Origin of the sequence: Celeribacter baekdonensis (assembly GCF_003047105.1) — a bacterium.
Taxonomy (GTDB): Bacteria; Pseudomonadota; Alphaproteobacteria; order Rhodobacterales; family Rhodobacteraceae; genus Celeribacter; species Celeribacter baekdonensis_B.
Genome location: NZ_CP028475.1, coordinates 3446358 through 3467353, shown reverse-complemented (window position 1 = coordinate 3467353; position 20996 = coordinate 3446358). Strand labels below are relative to the sequence as shown.

The following is a 20996-nucleotide window of genomic DNA, read 5'->3' as shown; positions in this document are numbered from 1 at the left end:
AGCTGACAAAGCACTCCACTCGGCAGGAAACATTTCACGAACTCAAGTGTCTTCCCAAATCCGCACCTTAAGGAAGTATTAATCATCCCACGCCAAAGTGCATCATCAAAGAAATATAGGTAAAGATCCTATGGCCAATCAACTCAAAAAGCATGAACCGGCCGACGTTGCTGTGAGCGTTTTGACGGAGACCTTGCCGAAGGAGGCGCAGGATACAAGGTTTGGCGCGGTGCTCGCGGCGATCCAAGAGCACATGATTTACAGCGAAACCGATGCACGAGGCCGGATCACGCGTGTCAATTCTGCTTTCTGCGCGTTGAGCGGCTTTGATGAAGATGAGTTGATCGGTTCTTTTCATAATGTCGTGAATTCGGGCACACACGATCCGGCATTCTGGAGCACGTTCTGGAAAACCATCCGCAGCGGACAGGCCTGGCACGGCGAGATTTGCAATCGCACCAAAAACGGCTCTTTCTATTGGGTCGATAGCGTCATCCTGCCGCTGCGCGGCCTTGACGGACAAATCGACCGCTTTGTCTCTATCCGCACCGACATTACCGATAAAAAACGCGCGGAAAACGCGCTATCTCGTATGGGGCGTGTGGTGGAACATTCTGCCAATGAGGTGTTCGTCTTCGACGCCGAAAGCCTGAAATTTATGTTGGTTAATCGTGGAGCGCGCGACAACCTTGGCTATGAAGCCGCCGAACTGTTGCACCTTACCCCGGTAGATATCAAACCCGAACTTGATGAAGCCACCTTCCGGAACATGATCGCTCCGCTGATTTGCGGCGAGGTGGACATGCTATCGTTTCAGACCATTCACCAACGCAAAGATGGCAGCCAATACCCGTGCGACATCGACCTCCACTATGCGGGCACCGAAAAACCGCCAATTTTCCTCGCGTTTGTGCAGGATATCAGCCAACGAAGAAAAGATGCGCCGCCTGGCCCTATTCGATCCGCTGACGGGGCTGGCCAACCGCGCGCACTTGCAGCAACATCTGGCAAAGGCCTTTCAGTATCCCGACAGGCGGCTGCACCTGTTCTATCTCGACCTCAACCGATTCAAACAGATCAATGACACATTTGGGCATGCCACCGGTGACGAGGTGCTCAGGGTCGTTTCCAACCGTCTCGCGGCGTCAATGACTGATGCCCGGCTTATTGCGCGGCTTGGAGGAGATGAATTCGTCGTTCTTCATGACGCTATCAACCCAGACAGGGTGGTACTCGACGCCGAACGACTGCTGACTGTGCTTAGCTGTCCGATCGTGATTGACGGCCGACGCCATCTGATCGGCGGCAGCATCGGGTTCGCCCGCTACCCGGAAGATTGCACTTCGTCGGAGGAGTTGTTGCAGGCCGCCGATATCGCAATGTACGACGCCAAGATCCGCGAAACCGGGCTCTCTATCTATAATGCTGACATGAAAAGCCGCATCGAGGCGCGGCAAAGGATATCTGAGCGTCTCGCTCTGGCGCTGGATGAGGATGCCCTTTCGCTCGCATTCCAGCCCTTCATCGACCTGAGCTCGGACAGTTTGATTGGCGTTGAAGCACTTCTTCGGTGGGTGGATGCCGAACTCGGCAATGTGCCACCGGCGGAGATCATCTCCATCGCGCAGGAATACCGCTTGCTGCGCAGGCTGGGTCGGTGGGTAGTGGCCGCGGCCTGTAAGGCGATCATGGGATGGGAGGATAAGGGTCTCGCCGTTCCTTTTCCGACTTCTATCAATGTGGCAGCTGAGCAACTTGAGGACGGCTCGATCCTCCGCGACATCACCGACATGTGCGAAGTCTATGGCGTCCGCCCGGAACAGATCGAGATCGAACTGACGGAAAGCATCATGCTGAAGGCACCAGAGGACGCGCGGCAGGTTGTCTTAGGCTTGCAGAAATTGGGCGTAAAAGTGGCTATCGACGACTTCGGAACGGGCTACTCTTCGCTCGCCCTGCTAATGCAGTTCTCCGCTGACAAGCTGAAGATCGACAATTCCTTCATCACTGATCTCTTTGCCGACAGCCCATCGTTTAAGATCGTGGAGGCTACGATCGCCTTGGCCAAGGGTTTGGGCTGTATTGTCGTCGCCGAAGGGATCGAAACCCAGACGCAGGCGGACATCCTGCAGCGCTTGGGATGCGGCGCGGGGCAAGGTTTTTTCTTTGACCGGCCTTTGCCTGCCAAAATTTTTTCAGAACGGTGGTTAAAACCTGTGGCGCAAACTGAATTCAGTCCGGCATAACAATCAGGGCTCCTCTACACCAGCCGGGCGCAGGCCCATGCGGCGCTGTCGGGCGCATAAAAGGCGGAACCGCATCGCTTCGGCCCCGTCTTTTTGTCCCGCTGCGGTCAGTCGGTAAGGCTGACCACGACCTTGCCCTTCGCACGCCCGGTCTCGACATAGGCCAGCGCATCTGGCGTTTGTGCAAAGGAGAAAACCTCGTCCACCACGGGCCGGATCACCCCCTCGTCGATCAGCCGCGCGAGCTCCGCCAGTTGCGCGCCATTCGCCTGCATGAAGAGGAACGTGTAATCGACACCCCGCGCCCTTGCCGTCTTGCGCACCTTGCGGCTGAGCATCCGCATCACGAAGCGGAAGAGGACGTTCAGCCCCAGATCACGCGCAAAGGCCACGTCCGGCGGGCCGGAGATGGAGATGAGCTTGCCACCCCGGCGCAGCACGTTGAGCGACTTCATCAGCGCGCCGGCGTTCTGGCTGTGCAGCACGAGATCATAGTCCGACAGCACCTTCTCGACATCCTCGGTCCGGTAATCAATCACGACATCGGCCCCCAGATCGCGCACCCAGCCTGCGTTCGCAGCACTGGTGGTCGTGGCGATCGTCGCGCCCAGATGTTTGGCCAACTGGATCGCGATGGTCCCTACGCCGCCGGAACCTGCCTGGATAAAGACCTTTTGACCGGGCTTCAGCTTGCCCACCTCGACCAGCGCCTGCCAGGCCGTCAGCCCGACAAGCGGGATCGACGCGGCCTCCGCCATGCTCAGGCTTGCGGGCTTCAGCGCAAGATCCGCCTGATGAACCGCGATGCGTTCGGCGAAGGCGCCGATGCGGTGATCGCGGGGGCGGGCATAAACCTCATCCCCCGGCGTGAAGGCGCGGACGTTCGCGCCGACCCGCTCCACCGTGCCGGCAAGATCGTGGCCCAAGATGAAGGGCGGCTTGTAGGGCAAGAACAGCTTGAACTCGCCATCACGGATCTTGGAATCGAGCTGGTTGATGGCGGTGGCGTGGATGCGAACCAGCACCTCCTCCAGTCCGACCTGCGGCTCGGGCATGTCCGCCAGGCGCAGCGGACCCTTCTGCTGGTATTTGTCGACAACAAAGGCTTTCATGGTGACTCTCCGATTTGCAATAGTCAGCTCAGGCGGCGAGGAAATCCAGCGCCTTCGGAACGAATGTCTCGTGGTATTGAAAGATACCACCGTGGCCGACGTCGGGATAGATCACCAGATCGACCAGCGGGATGCGGCGGGCCATGTCGTGGCTGCCCTGCGTCGGCATCATGGTGTCGTTGTCGCCGTTGGCGACCAGCGTCGGGATACGGATGCGGCCCAGGTCCTGCGGCATCTGACGCCCCCAGGCCTGAATTGCCTTGAGCTGGCGCAGGAAAGCGCGCGGGTTCAGCCCCTTGTCGCGGTCCTTCGCCCGCTCTTTTAGCCGAGCAAGAAAGGCTTTCGCCGCGCGCTTGCCGTTCGCGGTCCGAGTGAAGAACAGGTAGAATTTGGGCTCGCGGAAGGTCAGCATCCCCCGGATGATCAGTGGCCACGACACCGCGCCGCCCCGGTCGATCCCCTCACCGCCCGCAGGCCCGGTGCCGGTCAAAATCAACTTACGCACCAGATCCGGTTGCTTCAGCACCAGACCCTGCGCCACGAAACCGCCAAGCGAAAAGCCAAGAAGGTCGACGGTCTTGTGCCCCAGCGCCGAGATAACGGCAATCATGTCCTGCGCCATCTCACCCGCCGTCAACGGGGACGTAGCGAACATGGATTGTCTGCTTTCGCATCTGATGCGCAGACAGCCCCTCTTTCTGCGCCATGCGGCCGATAAGCCTTGTCGAATGCGACCCAGCCTTGGTGTCAAAAAGCGTATGGGTGCTCATGACCTCACACCGAAAGGTTCTGCGCCTGAATGAGAAGGCCAAAATCATGACCGCGACAGTCCCAACACACAGATCGGTTCCGGCGTCCTCTCCTGCTGTCCCTTAAAACCGACAGTGTCGTTTTGCTTTGCGCTGTTGTCGCCGGACTGCTGCTCAATAACGGCCTCAGTCACTCTGTCTCACCGGGTGTTTTTATGTCAGGCCTCTGCCTGGTTTGTTTAAAGCGTTTCGGATTTAAGTTGAGACACGACTTAAACCCGAAACGCGCGGAACCTAACTTAGGATGTGGGCGCCTCAGAACAAACTCGTTATTCAAGTTTATCCCGAAACGCTTTAGGCGGATTTTGGTTTCAGCCGCTTAAAAGCGTCGTTGCCGCCAGCGGACATGTGGTATTTTCAACCGTCATATTCGCCATCCTGTCCCGCCTCGACCCCGAGACTGGGCGCGCGTTTTCATCTGACTTCATTGTCGATAACATAAAAGCCAACGTCGTCATTCCAAGCGCCGGACTCATTTTCATGTCCTGCTTGATCCATGGCGCTTACCACGTCATAGGCAGCGATCACCGGACATGACGCCACACTGACCCACCACTTTGACATGGCCTATGCTGGCTGAATGCCGATCATGCGCGGATGTGAGACGGTGCGCAAAGCCTTTCCTTGCAAGGCTTGCGCCCGATCTCTTCGACGCTTTCTTGGGCCAAAAAGATCGCCCTCATCGACACAAATTGAATGTGGCAAGACATGCCAAATCCCCCGCCACGTCCCTTTACACCACATAAATTGGTCACGCCCCAGATTGGGGCGACATTATCCCACCTGACGCCCATGCGACCAGACACCGCGAATGACTGGCGTGCCTTCGATGCGGGCGATGCGGACCAGATCGGCGTGTAGGCCGGGCGCGATGCGGCCCCGATCAGTCAGGCCCACGGCAGTCGCCGGATTGGTCGTCACCGTCGCAATCGCACGCGGAATGTCGTCCCACAGGTCGGCCAAAAGGATTGCTGAAGACATCAGCGCCGAGGGCACATAGTCCGAGGACACCACATCCAACAGACCACGTTCGGCCAGATCATGGGCTGCGACATTGCCGGAGTGCGAGCCGCCGCGAATAAGGTTCGGCGCACCCATCATCACCGCGATACCGTGCAATTTACAGGCTTGTGCCGCCTCCACAGTGGTCGGAAATTCCGCCACGCGCACGCCATGCTGACGCGAGACGTCGACGTGATCCGCGGTGGTGTCGTCATGTGAGGCCAAAACCGCGCCATAGCGCTTGGCCTCGGCGACAGCGACCTCTTCGTGACGTGCGCCAAACCTGTCGCGCAAGTCCAAAAGATGGCTGACATGATCTTCGAATTGCGCGTCAGTCATGCCGCGTTTTTTCTGTACATAGTCTTTGAGTTTGGAAATGTCGCGAAACTGCCGTTGCCCCGGCGTGTGATCCATCAAAGACACAAGACCGATGCGATCTTCGGGGCCAAACTCGGCCATTTCCGCCTCAAGCGTCTCCGAACACACCTCGGCACGCAGATGCAGAAAGTGGCTGATTTTCAACGCGCCTTGATCGCGCAACGTCATCAATTCCCGCGACAGGGAGCGTGCGTATTTGGCATAGCCCCCCGCATCTCCGGCCCGCATGATGGACCCCACGCGCATCGCATCAAACACCGTGGTGATGCCGACCGAGGCCAGTTCGGCATCATGGGCGATGATCGCCGCCTTATGCGGCCAGTCCACTTTCGGGCGCGGTTCGATATGGCGTTCAAGATTGTCGGTGTGCAACTCGATCAACCCCGGAATGATCAAATCCCCCGCCACATCAATGGCACCGGGCACGGAGGTGCCGCCAGCGCTCAGATCCGCGATTTTGCCCCCTTCCACGCGCAGGGTGCCTTGGATAACCTCGGTCTCAAGCACAAGTCGGGCATTGGTCAGCGTAAAATCAGTCATCGTGTCGTCCTATTGAGAGACGCAGGGTTTGCCCGATCAATGTCACAGAGGTGTGACACAAAGGATCTAAGGACTGCGCCATGGAGAATTTCAAAAGATACGCGGTCTATTACGCGCCCGAACCGGGCGCCTTGGCCAATTTCGCCGCCGCTTGGCTGGGTTGGGATCCGGTTTTGGGTGTGGAGGTCGGGCATCCCGATGTCCCCGACCTGCCCTTCCCTGTGGCGCAGATCACCGAGACCCCGCGCAAATATGGGTTTCACGGCACGTTGAAGCCGCCGTTTCGCCTCTCCGGCCCCTTGGGGGCGTTGATCACCGATCTTGAAGCCTTTGGTCGCACCCATCCGCCGGTCGTTTTGGACGGGCTGCGCCTCAACCAAATCGGTCGATTTCTGGCGCTGACGCCCACGGGCGATCTCACGTCTTTGGAACGTCTGGCGGGGAATGTCGTGAGCGCCTTGGATGCCCACCGCGCGCCCGCTGGCGAGGCCGAATTGGCGCGCCGCCGCGCTGCGGGTCTGACGTCCCGGCAAGAGGTGTTGTTGGCCGAGTGGGGGTATCCCTATGTGATGGAGGAGTTCAAATTCCACCTCACCCTGTCGGGCAAATTGACCGAAGATGAAGCCGCCGCCACCAAAACAGCCCTTGCCCCGATCCTCGCCCCGCTTTTGCCCACGCCTTTTGTGATCCGCGATCTGTGCCTGTTTGGCGAGGCAGACGATGGCCGGTTTCATCTGGTCCACCGTTACACTCTTTCCGGCTGAAGCGCTGCGAGAAAGGCGGCGACGGCCTCGTCGAGTGCACCATCATTGTTGACCCGGCGCACGGGCAGGCCCGGCGCGATGTCATATTCGGCCCGCGCCAGTCGTTTTTCAATTTCGGCGCGGGTTTCGCGCCCGCGTGAGGCCAAGCGTTCGGCCAAAACCTCAGGTGAGGCGGTGATCAACAACACGCCCATATTGGGATAAAGTGCATAGGCCTCGGGCAGGATCGCACGCGAGCCGTTGAACAGCACGTCCCTGCCCTCATTCAACGCGGCCTCAATTTCGATCGGCACGCCGTACTTCAACCCATGCGCCTCCCAATGCAGCGCAAAGCCCCCCTCCTTCTGACGGCGGTCAAATTCCTCGACGCTGACGCCTTCGAAATCCTCGCCTCCCGCAGATGTGGGGCGGGTGATCACACGACGGGCCACCGCCAAATCACGTCGCACCTCGCGCGCCGCGTCGATCAACGTGTCTTTGCCTGCCCCGGAGGGCCCGACCACGGCATGAAGGCGACCGACCATCTCAGACCTCCTTCGCGGGTGTGAAGCCCGAGACATCAATTTCACGGTCCGCCACTCGGTCGCGGGCGGGCGCGTCGTGGAAAATCCCGATGATCGCGGCACCGCGCGCTTTGGCCTCTTCGATCAGGGTCAAAACGGTTTCCCGGTTGGTCGCATCCAATGAGGCGGTCGGTTCGTCCAAAAGCATCGCCGGATAGGTGTGGGCAAAGCCGCGCGCGATGTTGACGCGCTGTTGCTCGCCGCCCGAAAACGTTGTGGGCGACAGCGACCACAGCGTTTCGGGAATGTTAAGTCGGGCCAAAAGATCGCGTGCGCGGGCAAATGCCAGCTCTTTCGGCGTGCCGATCGAAAGCAGCGGTTCGGCCACGACCTCAACCGTCGGCACACGCGGCACGACGCGCAGGAATTGCGACACATAGCCCAAAGTGGCGCGCCTGAGCGCGATGATTTCGCGCGGCTCAGCGGTTGCGACATCGACATCGCCCACCATGATGCGCCCGGATTGGCTAAGATAATTGCCGTAAATCATCCGCATCAGCGTGGATTTGCCCGCGCCCGAATTGCCGATCAGCGCCACGCATTCGCCGGGCGCGACATCAAATGTTGCCCCCGCCATGACCGGGATCACCGCCGCGCCCTGATTGTGCAGCGTGAAAGATTTTGAGACGTTTTCTAGATGGATCATAGGGTTACAGCCATTTTTTCCATTTACATAAAAGATAAGTGCCAAGCCCTGAGCCGATCATCAGCACCGTGGCGATGTGATACCCGTAGGGGTTGGCGAGCCCTGGCAGGTTCGCAAAGTTCATGCCATAAACGGAGGCGACCAAGGTCGGCGGCATGAACAACACCGCCACCACCGAGAAAATGCGGCTGGTGTTGCTTTGCTCCAGATTGATCAGGCCAAAGTTCACATCGGTCAGTTGTGACACCCGTGCCGACAAGAAATCGCCATGCACCGCAAGCGCCTGACAATCGCGCACCAGCGCTTTCAAAATCTCACGCTGTGCCTTGTCGCCGCGCTCATCCAGACCCAGACCAAAACTCGACAGCGCCCGCTCAACCGTCAAAAGCGCATGTCGGACTTTTGCCACCTGTTCGCTTTGTCGCCCCAAAAGACGCAGCGCCGAGGCCAATTCATCACCACGCGGCGGCGGGTCGCGAAAGGCGATATGCGATTGTGCATCCAAGGCTTTGCCAACGCCTTCGAGCAAATCTGCAAGACGCGCCACAATCTCTTCGACCAGCCCTAAAAACACCCGTCTGCGCCCGGAACAGCCCGCGCTGGATTGGCCCGCGTGGGCGGCAAAGGTTTCGAACGGACGCGGCGTGTGATAGCGCACGGTGACCAAACGTTCCGGCGTGATCAAAAAGGCAACCGGGCCAAAGCTCGGCTCCTTCATTTTATTGAGACCCGGCAAAACCACGGTCAACACTTCGGTATCGCCTTCGCGGTAGAGCCGATTGGAGACTTCGATTTCCTCCATATCGGCCAGCGTCGGCACCGTCACACCGAGAGCTTTGAGCGCCGCCACCTGCGTCTCCAACGGGTTCAGAAGGTCGATCCAAAGCGCCTCTTTGAGGTCGCTTTCAATCGGCATCAATTCCAATTCAGAGGTCACAAGGCGATAGGCATAAAGCATGGTGTCAAACCTGAAGCACGGAGGACACGAGCAGTTGCGTGTAGGCGTGTTGCGGATCGTCTAAAACCTGATCCGTCAAACCGGTTTCCACCACATGTCCTGATTTCATCACCATCAGACGGTCGGCCAAAAGCCGCACCACCGCAAGATCATGGGTGACGATAATCGCAGACAGGCCCATTTCGCGCACCAATCCGCGCAACAAATCCAACAGACGCGCCTGGACGGAGACATCCAACCCCCCGTCGGTTCGTCCATAAACACAAGGCGCGGGCCCGTGACCAGATTGCGGGCGATTTGCAACCGCTGTTGCATCCCGCCGGAAAAGGCCGAGGGGCGGTCATCCATCCGGTCCTCATCAATTTCGACCCGGCCCAACCAATCGACGGCCTGCGCCCGAATATCACCGTAGTGACGCGCACCGACGGCCATCAACCGCTCGCCAACATTGCCGCCTGCGGACACAGACATGCGTAAGCCATCACGGGCATGTTGATGCACGAAAGCCCAATCGGTGCGCGCCAGCATCCGGCGTTCCGGTTCGGACATGGTCAGCGTGTCGATCAGCCCGCGATCTCGGGTGTCAAACAAAACCTGACCGCTGTCGGTCGGGATGTGACCGGCGAGACAATTCAACAGTGTCGATTTGCCGGACCCGGATTCTCCGACAATTCCCATGACTTCGCCGGGATAAAGATCAAATGACACATCGGTACAGCCGATGCGCCCGCCATAGGTTTTGTGGATGTCTTTGACGGACAATAGCGGGGTGATTTGCGCGCTCATTGGGCGGCCTCCTCGGTCGGGCTGAGACGCCCACGGTGGCCTGTCGCCTGCCGTCCGGCGCAATAATCAGTGTCAGAACACACAAACATCCGCCCGCCGTCATCATCAATGATCACCTCATCCAAATACGTGTGCTCCGCACCGCACAGATCACAGGCGTGATCGGCTTTGGAGGGGTCAAACGGGTGATCTTCAAAATCCAGCGAGACGACTTTGGTGTAGGGCGGCACGGCATAGATGCGTTGTTCGCGTCCGGCCCCAAACAGTTGGATCGCCGCCATATCCATTTTCGGATTGTCGAATTTCGGGATCGGCGACGGGTCCATCACATAGCGCCCTTCAACCTTGACCGGATAGGCATAGGAGGTGGCGATATGGCCGTGGCGCGCAATATCTTCATACAATTTCACATGCATCAGGCCGTATTCCTCAAGCGCGTGCATTTTGCGCGTTTCGGTCTCGCGCGGCTCCAAGAACCGCAAAGGTTCCGGGATCGGCACTTGGTAAACCAAAATCTGCCCCTCGCCCAAAGGCTCCTCGGGGATGCGGTGACGGGTTTGGATCACCGAGGCCTCGCCTGTTTTCTCGGTCACAGCAATCTCGGCGGTCTTTTCAAAGAACTTGCGGATCGACACAGCGTTGGTGGTGTCGTCGGCACCTTGGTCGATGACTTTCAACGTATCCTCCGGGATCAAACAGGCCGCCGTGACCTGTACCCCACCGGTGCCCCAGCCATAAGGCATCGGCATTTCGCGAGAGGCAAACGGCACCTGATAGCCAGGGATCGCAATGCCTTTGAGGATCGCGCGGCGGATCATCCGTTTGGTTTGTTCATCCAAATAGGCGAAATTATAGTCGCTCATTCTGCCGCCTCCTTATGCTGGGCCGCAAAGATTTCTGCGCGCATTTTTCGGACCAGTTCCATCTCGGACTGGAAGTCCACATAGTGTGGTAATTTGATATGCTCCAGGAATCCGGTCGCCTGAATGTTATCACAATGATACAGCACGAATTCTTCGTCATGCGCGGGGGAGTTCGACATCTCGACGCCAAGCTCTTTCGAACGCAGGGCGCGATCAACCAGAGCCATGGAAATTGCTTTGCGTTCGGTTTGACCAAAGGTCAGGCCATAACCGCGGGTGAATTGCGGCGGCTCGACCTTTGAGCCCGCGAATTTGTTCACCGTTTCGCATTCTGTCAACTCGATCTCACCGATCTCAATGGCAAAGCCAAGCTCGGGAATGTCCAGTTCGACCGCAACCTTGCCAATCCGCAATTCGCCAACAAAAGCGTGGCTGTTGCCGTAACCGCGCTGGGTCGAATAGGCCATGGAGAGCACGAACCCTTCGTCGCCCCGCGCCAGGGCCTGAAGCCGCAGCGCGCGGTTGGCGGGCAGTTCCATCGGCTCGCGGGTCAAATCCGGCGGCGTATCCTCCGTGCGTGTCTCGGTCTGGATCAACCCCTCTTTGTTGAGAAACTCGGTCACATGTGGCGTGGGTTCCAGTCGCGGCGCGGCCATCTGTGCCGCCATCGTTTCACCATCCGCCGCCAGTTTGAAATCCAACAAACGGTGGGTGTAATCGAAGGTCGGCCCAAGCACCTGCCCGCCGGGCACATCTTTGAACGTCGCGGAAACCCGGCGATCACACAGCATGGTTTCGGTTTCGACCGGACGCGAATGACCAATGCGCGGCAAGGTGGTGCGGTAGGCGCGAATGAGGAAAATCGCCTCGATCAAATCACCCCGAGATTGTTTGATCGCAAGCGCGGCCAGATCGGGATCATAGAGCGAGCCTTCGGTCATCACCCGGTTGACCGCCAGCGCCAATTGTTCGCGAATTTGCGCCACCGACAGCTCCGAAACCGAGGTGTCACCCCGGCGCTCCTCGGCCAGCCAAGCATGGGCATTGTCAATCGCCCGCTCGCCGCCTTTGACAGCCACATACATCAGTTCGCCTCCATCAGGTCGGACACTCTGGTCGTGCGCGGCAGACCCGCAAGCCGGGTTCCGGCGGTGAAATAGAAATCAAGCCCCAGCGGAAATAATCCGGCATTCATTTGGAACGGCGCAAGATCCGGCAGGCCCAACAGCGCACTGTCTTTGATCCCCGGCCCGCTCAAACGCATCCCGTCTTGGGTCACCGCCTCCATCTCCACGATCACCGTGGTGGAACGATCTGGATATTCCGGCGTACCAATGGGATAGACTGTGATCGGCGAAAGCGCCTCCCACGTGCCAAGCGCAAACATCGCGCGCTCGGGGCCGACAATCGGCGCGCCAATGTGAAAGGCCACCCAGTCGCGCATCTCCGGCGTGTCATGCGCCCCGGCCAGATAGAGCGGCGTTTCCGGGTCACAGAGCGTGAGGATCAGCGTCGCTGCCGCCTCGGACACCGGGGCGGGCGCTTTGGCACCCGAAATGTCATGGATAGTTCCGGGCCGGGCCAGCGTTTCAAGGGCAGCGCGAAAAGCGCGTGACGAGTCCTGTGGCGGGTTGGTAAATCCGCCAGAGAGGCTTTGCATATCCATCAATCTTCTCCCCGCACCATCGTAAAGAAATCCACCTTTGTGGCGGCTGCTTTTTCGGCCCGCGTGATCTGTCGCGCGGCAAGCATTTCGGTGAGTGGCCCCAACACCGTCGCCTGCACCAAAGCCGCATTCGGCCCCTGCATCAGCGCATCCACAATGGCCGCCTGTTCGGCATGTCGTGTGTCGCGACCTTGCACATAGGCATGGCCGACCTCACCACTTTCAAGGCGCAGCGAGCAACGCGTGGCGGTCATTTCGCCCAGATTAAAGGCCGTGCCTGTGCCGCCCATACGACCACGCACCATCACGCCGCCGATTTCGGGACGACGCAACCAGTCAAACCCCGGAAGCGCGCCGTATGACGTGATAGCCGCATTCAGATCTTCGGATTTGGACTTTGCCAATACACTCATCCAAGCCTTGCGCGCCGCCTGGTCGGGCGTCTCGTCAAAGCTGGGGCTGGGGGTCATTTTGTTCATCTAGACACCTTGCGGATTTGTCTGCTTTTCTATACAACTAGACAAATCATCCCTGATCCGCCTCCATTCGGCAAGCCCTAATTCGTGAAATTATTGTGACGGAGACCCCCTATGCCTCGGACGCCCGTGTGGAAATCCATCGCCGAAACCCTGAGCGTAGAGATCGCGCGGGGCCACTATAAGCCGGGGGACAAATTGCCGACCGAGGCGGAATTGTCCGCCCGGTTTGGCGTCAATCGCCATACGGTGCGTCACGCCCTATCCGATCTGGGCGAGCGCGGCATCGTGCGCTCAAGACGTGGTGCCGGGGTGTTTGTGCAAAGCGCGCCGGTCGACTATCCGCTGGGTAAACGGGTGCGATTCCACCAAAACATCCGCGCCACGGGGCGACTGCCCAACCGCCGCGTGCTGCGTCTGGAAACCCGCCCCTGTGATGTCACAGAGGCCGGGATTTTGGCGCTCTCCCCCGGTGAAAACGTTTTGATTTACGAAGGCTTATCTCTATCAAGCGACGCGCCCGTCGCCCATTTCATTTCGATTTTCCCGATCACCCGGCTTGCGGGCCTCGACGCCCACTTGACCCAAACCACCTCGGTGACCGAGGGGCTCAGAGCCGTTGGGATCGAAGATTATTTGCGGGCCGAAACCCGTGTCACCGCCGAACGCACCACCACCACGCAAGCGCTGCATTTGGGCCTGCGTGAGGGTGATCCGCTGTTGCACACGGTCAGTTTGAACACCACGCTCGACGGCACGCCGGTGGAGCGCGGTTTGACGTGGTTTGCCGGCGACCGGGTCACACTGACTGTCACACCGGACTGATCTAAACGTCACGCAGGCGATACATTGCCCCTGTATTCGTTCCCAAATTATGAGAAACGTCTCAAGTGGCAGGTGTGAATTATGGCGATCCTTCCCCCGCTGCGCTTTACGGGCGCAACCCTTCTTCGTGACGGCGCATTGCAACGCCGCTCGCTCTGTGTCGAACAGGGCCGAATTTCGCGCGGGGCTTTTCCCGAGGTCGATTTGTCGGGCTATCTGATTCTTCCGGGGATCATTGATTTGCATGGCGATGCGTTTGAGCGCCACATCGCACCGCGTCCGCGCGCGCCGTTTCCAATCCGCTCTGGTCTGTCCTCTGCCGCGCGAGATGCGGCGGCGCATGGGGTGACGACGGCGTGGTTTGCTCAATGTTGGAGCTGGGAGGGCGGATTGCGCGGGCCAGACTATGCCGAAGATTTGTTGGGGGCCTTGCAAGCCTTTGCTCCCAGCGCACTGATAGATATTCGTCTGCAAATCCGCTGTGAAACCCATATGGTCGACAGCCGTGATCGGCTTTTGGCCGCGATCCGCCGTTTTGGCGTCGATTACGTCATTTTCAACAATCACTTACCCGAAGCGATTGACGTCGCCAAGAAAGACCCAATGGAATTTGCGACATGGGCCAAACGCAGCGGCCGCAGTTCGGAAGAGTTTATCAAGGTTCTGCGCGAGGCCAAGGATCGCAAATCCGAAGTGCCGCGTCACCTCTGCGCGCTGGCCGAGGCCTTTGATGTGCTCGGCGTCACCTATGGTAGCCACGACGACCCCGACGCCGAAACCCGCGAAGAGTTTCGACTTTTGGGGGCGCATGTTGCCGAATTCCCAACCTCGGAAAAGGCGGCGGCGGCGGCCAAGGCGATGAATGATCCGGTGCTGATGGGGGCGCCTAACGTGGCACGTGGCGGGTCGCAATCCGGCAATATTTCGGCGCAACGCCTGATCGAACGCGGCCTGTGTGACGCGCTGGTGTCGGATTATCACTACCCCGCATTGGCGGCGGCGGCTTGGACCTTGGTGGACAAGGATGTGAAGACATTGCCTGACGCCTGGGCGATGATTTCAACCAAACCTGCCGAGATCATGGGGCTGTCTGATCGCGGCGCTCTCGACTTTGGAAAACGCGCCGATTTGGTGGTTGTCGATGAAGACACCCGCGAGATCGAGGCGACGATCTCAAACGGTCGCATCGCCTATATGTCAGGGCGGATCGGAGAACGCTTGGCGCGCTCTGGTCGGGATGTGCGGATGGCGGCGGAATAGATCCGCACGCCTGTCCGCCTCCCCCCGACTGCCTATTCGTATTTCTCCAGAAAGGCCTCGGCAGGCAGTGCCCGAAAATCGGCAAGGGCATGCTTCAACACCAAATGGCTCCAATCCCACCACGCCAAGGCCTCCATCCGCTCGGCAATCCCGTCCGGGTAGCGTGCACGCAACGGCACGGCGGGCACGCCCGCGACGATCATATAGGGCGCGACATCTTTGGTCACCACAGCGCCCGAGGCCACGATGGCCCCATTGCCGATGGTCACCTCCGGTTTGATGATCGCGCCGTGACCGATCCACGTGTCGTGGCCGATGCTGGAGCGGCGGGCAGAACGCGCGGCGAAAAACGCGGGATCATCCTCGGCATCCTCCCAATAATAGGAGGAGCGGTAGAGGAAATGATGAAGCGATGCGTTTTGATACGGATGATCGGTCGGCCCGATCCGGGTGAAGGCGGCAATGTTGGCAAATTTGCCCAAAGTGGTGTTGGCAATGTCGGCATATTGGTCGCAATAGGCGTAATCCATGAATTCGGAATTCAACACCCGCGCCCCTTTACCGACCTCGCAATAGGCACCAAAGGTCGAGCGTGTCACCTCGGCTCCGTCATGGAGAAAGGGGGCCGTCGCGCTGAGTTTTGGCATGATGTCCCTCTTTGAAACTGCGGATGCCTCCGGCGGAAGTATTGAGATCAAAGTATACAGCGCAAGACCTGTCTTCATTGCAGATCAAATACTCAGTCACCTTTGATCAATTTGCGGCGCAGCCAACTTGAGACCGTGTCCATCCCCATCACCATCAAGACAATGAGAATGATGTAATAAGTGACCTCTTCCCAATCCTTTTGGGTGATCATGGCCTGTGTCAGCAAAAGCCCGATGCCGCCGCCGGTGATCGCACCGATGATGGTGGCCGAGCGGGTGTTCGATTCGAGGAAATAGAGCACTTGTGACAAGAGCACGGGGACGATTTGCGGGATCACGCCGAAACGGTAGCGCTGCATCGGTTTGGCACCTGTGGAGGCGATGCCTTCGATCTGTTTGCTGTCGACGTTCTCCAAGGCTTCGGAAAACAGTTTGCCGAAAGACCCGGTGTCGGTGAACAACATCGCCAAAGCGCCGGTCATCGGTCCGGGGCCAAAAGCACGCGACAGTAAGATGGTCCAGATCAACCCATCAACCCCGCGCAGAAAGTCAAACAACCGTCGCGCCAATAGCCGAACAGCGATGAAGGGCGCAAAGTTATTGGCCGCCATGAAGGCCAGAGGCAGTGCGATGATCGCCGCGCCAAAGGTCCCGAGAAAGGCCATCAGGATGGTTTCGAACAGCGCCCAAGCGGTCTCGCCATGACGCCAAATGGCGTTGTTCCAAAAATCATGCCATGCGCCTGCGATGTTCGGGCGGGTCGGGTCGAGTTGCGGCCCGGTGAGGACCTCCATCAACGAGTGACCCGAATAGGGGCTGTCCAATGTGACCCAAAACAGCTCCCAGCCAAAGTCATAGACAAAGACCTCGGTGCGGGCTTTGGTCAAGGACAGCCGCGCCGCGTCGGTGGTGATGGTCACGCGGGTTTTGGAATAGGAAATCCAGTCCGGCAAATCCGTGGTGTCGAGATTGAGCATCACGCCATCTGTGCGGTTTTGCGTCGCCTCAATGAGGCCAAACCCCGGCACGTTATAGCGCACAACATCGCCGAGAATGTCGATCGTGCCGCCATCATCGAGGCTGATCACAGCCGTATCATCGCCGACATTGACCCAACCGGGATAGTTGCTGGCGTCATAGGTGCCTTTGCGCTCACCCTCGACCGCGACCTCGATCACGCCTGTGCGATTGTTGCGCTCGACCACGGTTTTGTAGCTGTAGGTGTCCGAGACAAGCGTCACGGCATTGTCTAGACGCGCGCGTTCCGCCAGTCCCATAATGTCGAAGGCGAAGAAAATATAAACGAAATAGCCCAAGACAAAAAACGGCGCAACAAAGGTCAAAAGCCGTTTGCGAGCGATCATCGCGGCGGCGCGATTGTGCATATGTTTGGGATCAACAGAGGGGGACACAAAGCTCATTTGCCAGCTCCTTTGTCAGATCCGTAGGTCAGGCGGTTGCGCACATAAGACGAGAGTTGGTCAAAAAACACGATGGTCAGGAACAAAAGGATAAACACGGCAGCGGCCTCGTCAAACTTGCCCTGCCCCAAGAAATCGCGTTTTTAAGCTCGTAACCAATGCCGCCCGCGCCGACAAAGCCAAGGATCGCGGAGGCGCGGATGTTGATTTCAAAGCGCAGAAGGGCGTAGGAAAACCAGTTCGGCGCAACCTGCGGGATCAGCCCCAAAAGCATGCGCTGCGGCCAGATCGCTCCAACGGAGGCAAGGCCTTCAAGCGGCTTTTGATCGGCGTTTTCATTGACCTCGGAGAACAGCTTGCCCAGCGCCCCGACGGTGTGAAAGGCAATCGCGATGGCTGCGGGCACCGGCCCGCCCCCCAAAACAAAAATCAGCACAAGCGCGATGACAATCTCCGGCACGGCGCGCATCAGATCCATGATCCGACGAAACACCGGGATCAGACGCGGCCAAGGCGCAAGGCCCCGCGTTGCCAGCATCGACAAGAGGATGGCAAAGAATGCGCCAAACAGCGTCGCAACAGCGGCAATGTTGATGGTCTCGACCAGCGCCGGAAGGGCGTTTTTCAAATGATCCGACAGGTTGGCGCGTTTGGTCCAGGCCTCAGAGATGACCTCGGCAGGAAAATCGAAAATATGTGGCAGACCGGGCAAAAACCCACCGGCATTGCGGTCATTGGCTATGCCAAAGCCGGAGGCCATCAGTAGGACAAAGACCAAAAGCATGATCCCGCCATAGAGGCGGCGTTGACGGGTCAGCGCAAGATAATGAGCGCGCGTCGCGTCCAAAGGCGCAGCGGAGAGATCGGCCATGTGGGAGGTCCTTGTAAAAAGACCCCGCACCAAAGCGCGGGGTCTTGGTCAGATCAAATGATCTTAGTTGGCTTTCGACAGACGTGCGGCGACGATGGATTCATAGGCCGCATGGGTGATCGGCTGAAAACCCAGAGTTTCGCCTGCGGCCATGCCGTAGGTACAATCTGCATCGGTGTTGATCATGTTTTCGACCAATGCGGTCATGGTCGCCTTGACATCATCCGGCAGGGTTTTGCGCAGCACAACCGGACCCTCAGGGATCGGTTTGGAGCGCCAGATTTCAACCAGATTGTTCATGTCAATCAGACCTGCGTCCACAGCTTTACGGAACGCACCGGAGTTGAACCCGTCTTCCCATGCGCCTTGGCCGTCAGCCCAGGACACGCCAGCGTCGATGTCGCCATTGTTGACCGCAACGATGGTTTGCTCGTGACCGCCGGTGAATTTAACTTCACCAAAATAGTCGCCGGACTCCATGGTGATGCCGTCGCCCGCTTGCGGGATTTCGATCGACGGGATCAGGTAGCCGGAGGTGGAGTTCGGATCACCAAAGCCAAAGGTTTTGCCCTTCATATCCGCCAACGAGGTGATGCCGGACTCTTTGCGTGCGAAACCGATGGAGTGGTAGCCGTAGGTGCCATCCATGTTGATTTTGATCAGCACCGGCTCAACAGCCTCAGGGTCTTGGATGTAAATGCCCGCATAGGACGACGCACCGAGCCAAGCCATGTCGAGCGTGCCGCCCAAAAGGCCCTGCATCACGCCGTTGTAGTCAGCCGGAGCAAAAAGTTTGACCGGAACGCCAAGAGCCTCTTCGGCATAGGCGCGCAGGCACTCGTTGGAATTCAAACGGTCTTGGGCATTTTCGCCACCCAAAAGGCCAATGTTGAATTCTTTGATCTCTTGGGCATGCGCCGCGCCAACAAGGGCGGTGGTCGCAAGAACAGCAGCAAGCAGGTGTTTCATCTGTCTCTCCAGGTTGTATGGCCCGCCCAAGGTTCGGTGAAAGGCGCGCCGGGATGAAAGCGGTTAGATCGCGACTTCGGCATTGCGGATTTCAGCCGCTTCAATGTCGTGGTGATCGCGAATTTCGGTCGATGTGGCGGCCTCGGAAAAATCCGCGCCCGCGCCATAAATGTCGCGCGCCACACCGGTTGTGAGCTGTGCAGGGGTGCCGTCAAACACCATACGCCCGTCGCGCATGCCGATGATGCGGTCGCAATAGCGCCGCGCCGTGTCGAGCGTGTGCAGATTGGCGATGACCATGCGGCCGTCTTCGTCGTGGATGCGTCTGAGTGCTTCCATGACGGTTTGCGCATTCATCGGGTCAAGCGATGCGATCGGTTCATCAGCCAAGATCACTTTCGGATCTTGCATCAAAGCCCGTGCAATCGCGACCCGTTGTTGTTGCCCGCCAGACAGTGCCTCGGCACGTTTCTCGGCATGTTGGGCGATGCCAAGGCGGTCGAGAATGTCGATGGCTTGGTGGATGTCGCTTGCGGGATAGAGGTTGAACATCGTCGCCAAGGTCGAGCGGCGACCCAACGTGCCATGCAACACGTTCGAAACCACATCCATGCGCGGCACAAGGTTGAATTGTTGAAAGATCATCGCGCAGGTCGATTGCCAGTCCCGCTTGGCCTTGCCTGAAAGCTCCAACACATTGCGCCCCTCAAAGGACAGCACGCCCTCGGAAGCCGAGGTCAAACGATTGATCATCCGCAAAAAGGTCGATTTGCCCGCACCAGAACGGCCAATGATGCCGATCATCATCGGACGGTCCACGCGAAAGCTGACGTTGTCCACGGCAAGGTTGCCCCCAAACCGCTTTGTCAGACCTTTAACTTCGAGCATTCTGATCCCCTCATCTCGTTGCGGGGATAAAGCACAGAGTCTGAAACCGCTTTGTGACGCTCTCGAAAAAGATTTGTGACAGCGGCATTGTCTTCGCCTTTGCTCTCATCGTGCTAAACCTCGCACCCCGCGCAGACGCCATGTGCGCAAAAAACCCGCAGGCTGCCTTGCTCCATGCGATGAGCACAGTATTGTGCACCCAACGAATAAAGAGATCAGATCACCCCGTGCCCCAACGTCCGTCCCTCCCACACGTCGCCCCCAAACGTCTTGCCCTGATCGTGCTGACGCTGTGCCTTGGTGCGGCGGGGGGCACCGGATTTTATCTGGCGCATTTGCCTTTGCCGTGGATGCTTGGACCGATGTTGGTGATTTTTGCCTGCGTGATGGCGGGCGCGCCACTTGAGGCACCAAACGCCTTGCGTCCGATCGTGATCCCGGTGATCGGCGTCATGTTGGGATCAAGTTTCACCCCCGAGACCTTTCACCATCTGGCGCGCTGGGGCCTCTCTTTGGCCGGGCTTGCGGTCTATCTGGCCATGGCTGCGGCGCTTGTGGTGCCGTTTTATATCAAGGTCGGTCGGCTTGATCCGATCACCGCGTTTTTCTCCGCCATGCCCGGTGGCCTCAATGAAATGACGGTGATTGGCGGCGCGCTTGGGGGCGATGAAAAGCGGATTATTCTGGCCCATGCCGGACGGATCGTGGTGTCGATTTCGATCATCGCGCTGTGGTTCCGGGTGATTTTAGGCTATGAGGTGCGCGGCGTGTCCTTGGCTGCGGACCCGGCCACCTCGATGACGGTCCTGAGCGCGCTGATCCTGATCGGCTGTGCCGTTTTGGGCGCGTGGATTGGCGGCAAACTCCGCCTGCCTGCGCCCGGACTTTTGGGGCCGCTTCTGTTGTCAGCGGCCGCGCATATCTCCGGGCTGACCCATTCCTCGCCGCCAGCGTTGATCATCGTGGCAGCACAGGTGATCCTTGGCGCGTCGATGGGCGCGCGGTTCAAAGGCGCGGGCGGGCGGCTTGTGGCCGAAACGCTGTTGCTCACCTTCGGTGGCACGCTTTTGATGATGGCACTGTCGCTGGCCGTGGCGATGGTGTTTCACAACCTATTTGGGCAAACCGTGGAACAGGTGCTTTTGGCCTATGCGCCGGGGGGCTTGACCGAAATGTCTTTGGTGGCTTTGGCGATGCACGCAGAGGTCGCCTATATCTCGATCCATCACCTTGTGCGGATCGTGATCATTGTGGCTGTGGCCCCAACACTCTTGACCAAAATCGCAAAACGGATCGGGTATTGATC

At 58.7% G+C, this 20996-nt stretch carries 20 protein-coding genes and 2 pseudogenes; 6 read left to right on the top strand and 16 right to left on the bottom strand.

Going from position 1 to position 20996, the window contains the following annotated elements; genetic code table 11:
- The first annotated feature begins 130 nt into the window (after positions 1-130).
- The gene (locus DA792_RS22920) at positions 131-1084 is read left to right on the top strand and encodes a PAS domain-containing protein (RefSeq protein ID WP_107722463.1); all 954 of its coding nucleotides are present in this window, start codon (positions 131-133) and stop codon (positions 1082-1084) included.
- On the top strand, positions 993-2246 hold the full coding sequence (locus tag DA792_RS20695) for a putative bifunctional diguanylate cyclase/phosphodiesterase (RefSeq protein WP_254679729.1): 1254 nt from the start codon (positions 993-995) through the stop codon (positions 2244-2246). Before DA792_RS22920 ends, DA792_RS20695 begins: the two co-directional genes overlap by 92 nt.
- A 107-nt stretch (positions 2247-2353) precedes the next feature.
- On the opposite strand, the gene DA792_RS20690 is transcribed toward DA792_RS20695, so the two are convergent.
- The 3 genes from DA792_RS20690 to DA792_RS20680 form a co-directional block, all read right to left on the bottom strand.
- Entirely contained in the window at positions 2354-3358 is a 1005-nt protein-coding gene (locus tag DA792_RS20690; RefSeq protein ID WP_107722461.1) for an NADP-dependent oxidoreductase, read from the bottom strand.
- 28 nt (positions 3359-3386) lie between these two features.
- Complete coding sequence (locus tag DA792_RS20685; RefSeq protein ID WP_107722460.1) at positions 3387-4013, bottom strand: alpha/beta fold hydrolase; 627 nt, start codon at positions 4011-4013, stop codon at positions 3387-3389.
- Between the two features lie 928 nt (positions 4014-4941).
- Entirely contained in the window at positions 4942-6087 is a 1146-nt protein-coding gene (locus DA792_RS20680; protein ID WP_107722459.1) for an alpha-D-ribose 1-methylphosphonate 5-triphosphate diphosphatase, read from the bottom strand.
- An 80-nt stretch (positions 6088-6167) separates the two neighbouring features.
- On the opposite strand from DA792_RS20680, the gene DA792_RS20675 reads away from it, so the two are divergent.
- A complete protein-coding gene (locus DA792_RS20675; RefSeq protein ID WP_107722458.1) occupies positions 6168-6851 on the top strand; it encodes a DUF1045 domain-containing protein in 684 nt (227 codons plus the stop codon).
- Here DA792_RS20675 and phnN read toward each other — a convergent pair.
- From phnN to phnG, 8 genes and pseudogenes are all read right to left on the bottom strand, one after another.
- Positions 6833-7375, bottom strand: coding sequence for a phosphonate metabolism protein/1,5-bisphosphokinase (PRPP-forming) PhnN (gene phnN, locus DA792_RS20670; protein ID WP_107722457.1), 543 nt, complete (start codon positions 7373-7375; stop codon positions 6833-6835). The genes DA792_RS20675 and phnN overlap by 19 nt on opposite strands.
- Position 7376: 1 nt before the next feature.
- Positions 7377-8060: a phosphonate C-P lyase system protein PhnL gene (gene phnL, locus DA792_RS20665; RefSeq protein WP_107722456.1), complete on the bottom strand. Its 684-nt coding sequence runs from the start codon at positions 8058-8060 to the stop codon at positions 7377-7379.
- Between the two features lie 4 nt (positions 8061-8064).
- A complete protein-coding gene (locus tag DA792_RS20660; RefSeq protein WP_107722455.1) occupies positions 8065-9018 on the bottom strand; it encodes a magnesium transporter CorA family protein in 954 nt (317 codons plus the stop codon).
- 4 nt (positions 9019-9022) lie between these two features.
- Positions 9023-9792: pseudogene (phnK, locus tag DA792_RS20655) on the bottom strand (phosphonate C-P lyase system protein PhnK).
- Positions 9793-9800: 8 nt separating this feature from the next.
- Positions 9801-10667 carry an alpha-D-ribose 1-methylphosphonate 5-phosphate C-P-lyase PhnJ gene (locus DA792_RS20650; RefSeq protein ID WP_107722454.1) on the bottom strand — a complete coding sequence of 289 codons (867 nt, stop codon included), beginning with the start codon at positions 10665-10667 and terminating at the stop codon, positions 9801-9803.
- Positions 10664-11752: a carbon-phosphorus lyase complex subunit PhnI gene (locus DA792_RS20645; protein WP_107722453.1), complete on the bottom strand. Its 1089-nt coding sequence runs from the start codon at positions 11750-11752 to the stop codon at positions 10664-10666. Before DA792_RS20645 ends, DA792_RS20650 begins: the two co-directional genes overlap by 4 nt.
- Positions 11752-12333 carry a phosphonate C-P lyase system protein PhnH gene (phnH, locus tag DA792_RS20640; RefSeq protein WP_107722452.1) on the bottom strand — a complete coding sequence of 194 codons (582 nt, stop codon included), beginning with the start codon at positions 12331-12333 and terminating at the stop codon, positions 11752-11754. Before phnH ends, DA792_RS20645 begins: the two co-directional genes overlap by 1 nt.
- Entirely contained in the window at positions 12333-12812 is a 480-nt protein-coding gene (gene phnG / locus DA792_RS20635; protein ID WP_107722451.1) for a phosphonate C-P lyase system protein PhnG, read from the bottom strand. Before phnG ends, phnH begins: the two co-directional genes overlap by 1 nt.
- Positions 12813-12923: 111 nt before the next feature.
- Between phnG and phnF the strand changes: the two genes are divergently transcribed.
- A complete protein-coding gene (gene phnF, locus DA792_RS20630) occupies positions 12924-13634 on the top strand; it encodes a phosphonate metabolism transcriptional regulator PhnF (RefSeq protein ID WP_107722450.1) in 711 nt (236 codons plus the stop codon).
- An 81-nt stretch (positions 13635-13715) separates the two neighbouring features.
- Positions 13716-14894, top strand: a complete 1179-nt coding sequence (locus DA792_RS20625) for an alpha-D-ribose 1-methylphosphonate 5-triphosphate diphosphatase (protein ID WP_107722449.1) — start codon at positions 13716-13718, stop codon at positions 14892-14894.
- A gap of 32 nt (positions 14895-14926) precedes the next feature.
- On the opposite strand, the gene DA792_RS20620 is transcribed toward DA792_RS20625, so the two are convergent.
- The 5 genes and pseudogenes from DA792_RS20620 to phnC form a co-directional block, all read right to left on the bottom strand.
- Entirely contained in the window at positions 14927-15541 is a 615-nt protein-coding gene (locus DA792_RS20620; RefSeq protein WP_107722448.1) for a chloramphenicol acetyltransferase, read from the bottom strand.
- Positions 15542-15633: 92 nt separating this feature from the next.
- Positions 15634-16962 carry a phosphonate ABC transporter, permease protein PhnE gene (gene phnE / locus DA792_RS20615; RefSeq protein WP_107722447.1) on the bottom strand — a complete coding sequence of 443 codons (1329 nt, stop codon included), beginning with the start codon at positions 16960-16962 and terminating at the stop codon, positions 15634-15636.
- A pseudogene (phnE, locus tag DA792_RS20610) lies at positions 16959-17833 on the bottom strand (phosphonate ABC transporter, permease protein PhnE). Before phnE (DA792_RS20610) ends, phnE (DA792_RS20615) begins: the two are co-directional and overlap by 4 nt.
- A gap of 63 nt (positions 17834-17896) precedes the next feature.
- Positions 17897-18802 (bottom strand): phosphonate ABC transporter substrate-binding protein, encoded by a 906-nt coding sequence (gene phnD / locus DA792_RS20605; protein WP_107722446.1) that lies wholly within the window; start codon positions 18800-18802, stop codon positions 17897-17899.
- A gap of 63 nt (positions 18803-18865) precedes the next feature.
- Positions 18866-19690 carry a phosphonate ABC transporter ATP-binding protein gene (phnC, locus tag DA792_RS20600; RefSeq protein WP_107722445.1) on the bottom strand — a complete coding sequence of 275 codons (825 nt, stop codon included), beginning with the start codon at positions 19688-19690 and terminating at the stop codon, positions 18866-18868.
- A 227-nt stretch (positions 19691-19917) separates the two neighbouring features.
- On the opposite strand from phnC, the gene DA792_RS20595 reads away from it, so the two are divergent.
- Positions 19918-20994: an AbrB family transcriptional regulator gene (locus DA792_RS20595; protein WP_254679333.1), complete on the top strand. Its 1077-nt coding sequence runs from the start codon at positions 19918-19920 to the stop codon at positions 20992-20994.
- Positions 20995-20996: the final 2 nt, after the last annotated feature.

Coding starts and splice junctions, on each gene's coding strand:
- phnC (WP_107722445.1), bottom strand. CDS start 19,690: ATGCTCGAAGTTAAAGGTCTGACAAAGCGGTTTGGGGGCAACCTTGCC.
- phnN (WP_107722457.1), bottom strand. CDS start 7,375: ATGGTCGGTCGCCTTCATGCCGTGGTCGGGCCCTCCGGGGCAGGCAAA.
- phnL (WP_107722456.1), bottom strand. CDS start 8,060: ATGATCCATCTAGAAAACGTCTCAAAATCTTTCACGCTGCACAATCAG.
- DA792_RS20625 (WP_107722449.1), top strand. CDS start 13,716: ATGGCGATCCTTCCCCCGCTGCGCTTTACGGGCGCAACCCTTCTTCGT.
- DA792_RS20650 (WP_107722454.1), bottom strand. CDS start 10,667: ATGAGCGACTATAATTTCGCCTATTTGGATGAACAAACCAAACGGATG.
- DA792_RS20620 (WP_107722448.1), bottom strand. CDS start 15,541: ATGCCAAAACTCAGCGCGACGGCCCCCTTTCTCCATGACGGAGCCGAG.
- DA792_RS20685 (WP_107722460.1), bottom strand. CDS start 4,013: ATGTTCGCTACGTCCCCGTTGACGGCGGGTGAGATGGCGCAGGACATG.
- phnG (WP_107722451.1), bottom strand. CDS start 12,812: ATGAACAAAATGACCCCCAGCCCCAGCTTTGACGAGACGCCCGACCAG.
- DA792_RS20645 (WP_107722453.1), bottom strand. CDS start 11,752: ATGTATGTGGCTGTCAAAGGCGGCGAGCGGGCGATTGACAATGCCCAT.
- DA792_RS20675 (WP_107722458.1), top strand. CDS start 6,168: ATGGAGAATTTCAAAAGATACGCGGTCTATTACGCGCCCGAACCGGGC.
- phnH (WP_107722452.1), bottom strand. CDS start 12,333: ATGGATATGCAAAGCCTCTCTGGCGGATTTACCAACCCGCCACAGGAC.
- DA792_RS20680 (WP_107722459.1), bottom strand. CDS start 6,087: ATGACTGATTTTACGCTGACCAATGCCCGACTTGTGCTTGAGACCGAG.
- phnF (WP_107722450.1), top strand. CDS start 12,924: ATGCCTCGGACGCCCGTGTGGAAATCCATCGCCGAAACCCTGAGCGTA.
- DA792_RS20690 (WP_107722461.1), bottom strand. CDS start 3,358: ATGAAAGCCTTTGTTGTCGACAAATACCAGCAGAAGGGTCCGCTGCGC.
- DA792_RS22920 (WP_107722463.1), top strand. CDS start 131: ATGGCCAATCAACTCAAAAAGCATGAACCGGCCGACGTTGCTGTGAGC.
- phnE (WP_107722447.1), bottom strand. CDS start 16,962: ATGAGCTTTGTGTCCCCCTCTGTTGATCCCAAACATATGCACAATCGC.
- phnD (WP_107722446.1), bottom strand. CDS start 18,802: ATGAAACACCTGCTTGCTGCTGTTCTTGCGACCACCGCCCTTGTTGGC.
- DA792_RS20660 (WP_107722455.1), bottom strand. CDS start 9,018: ATGCTTTATGCCTATCGCCTTGTGACCTCTGAATTGGAATTGATGCCG.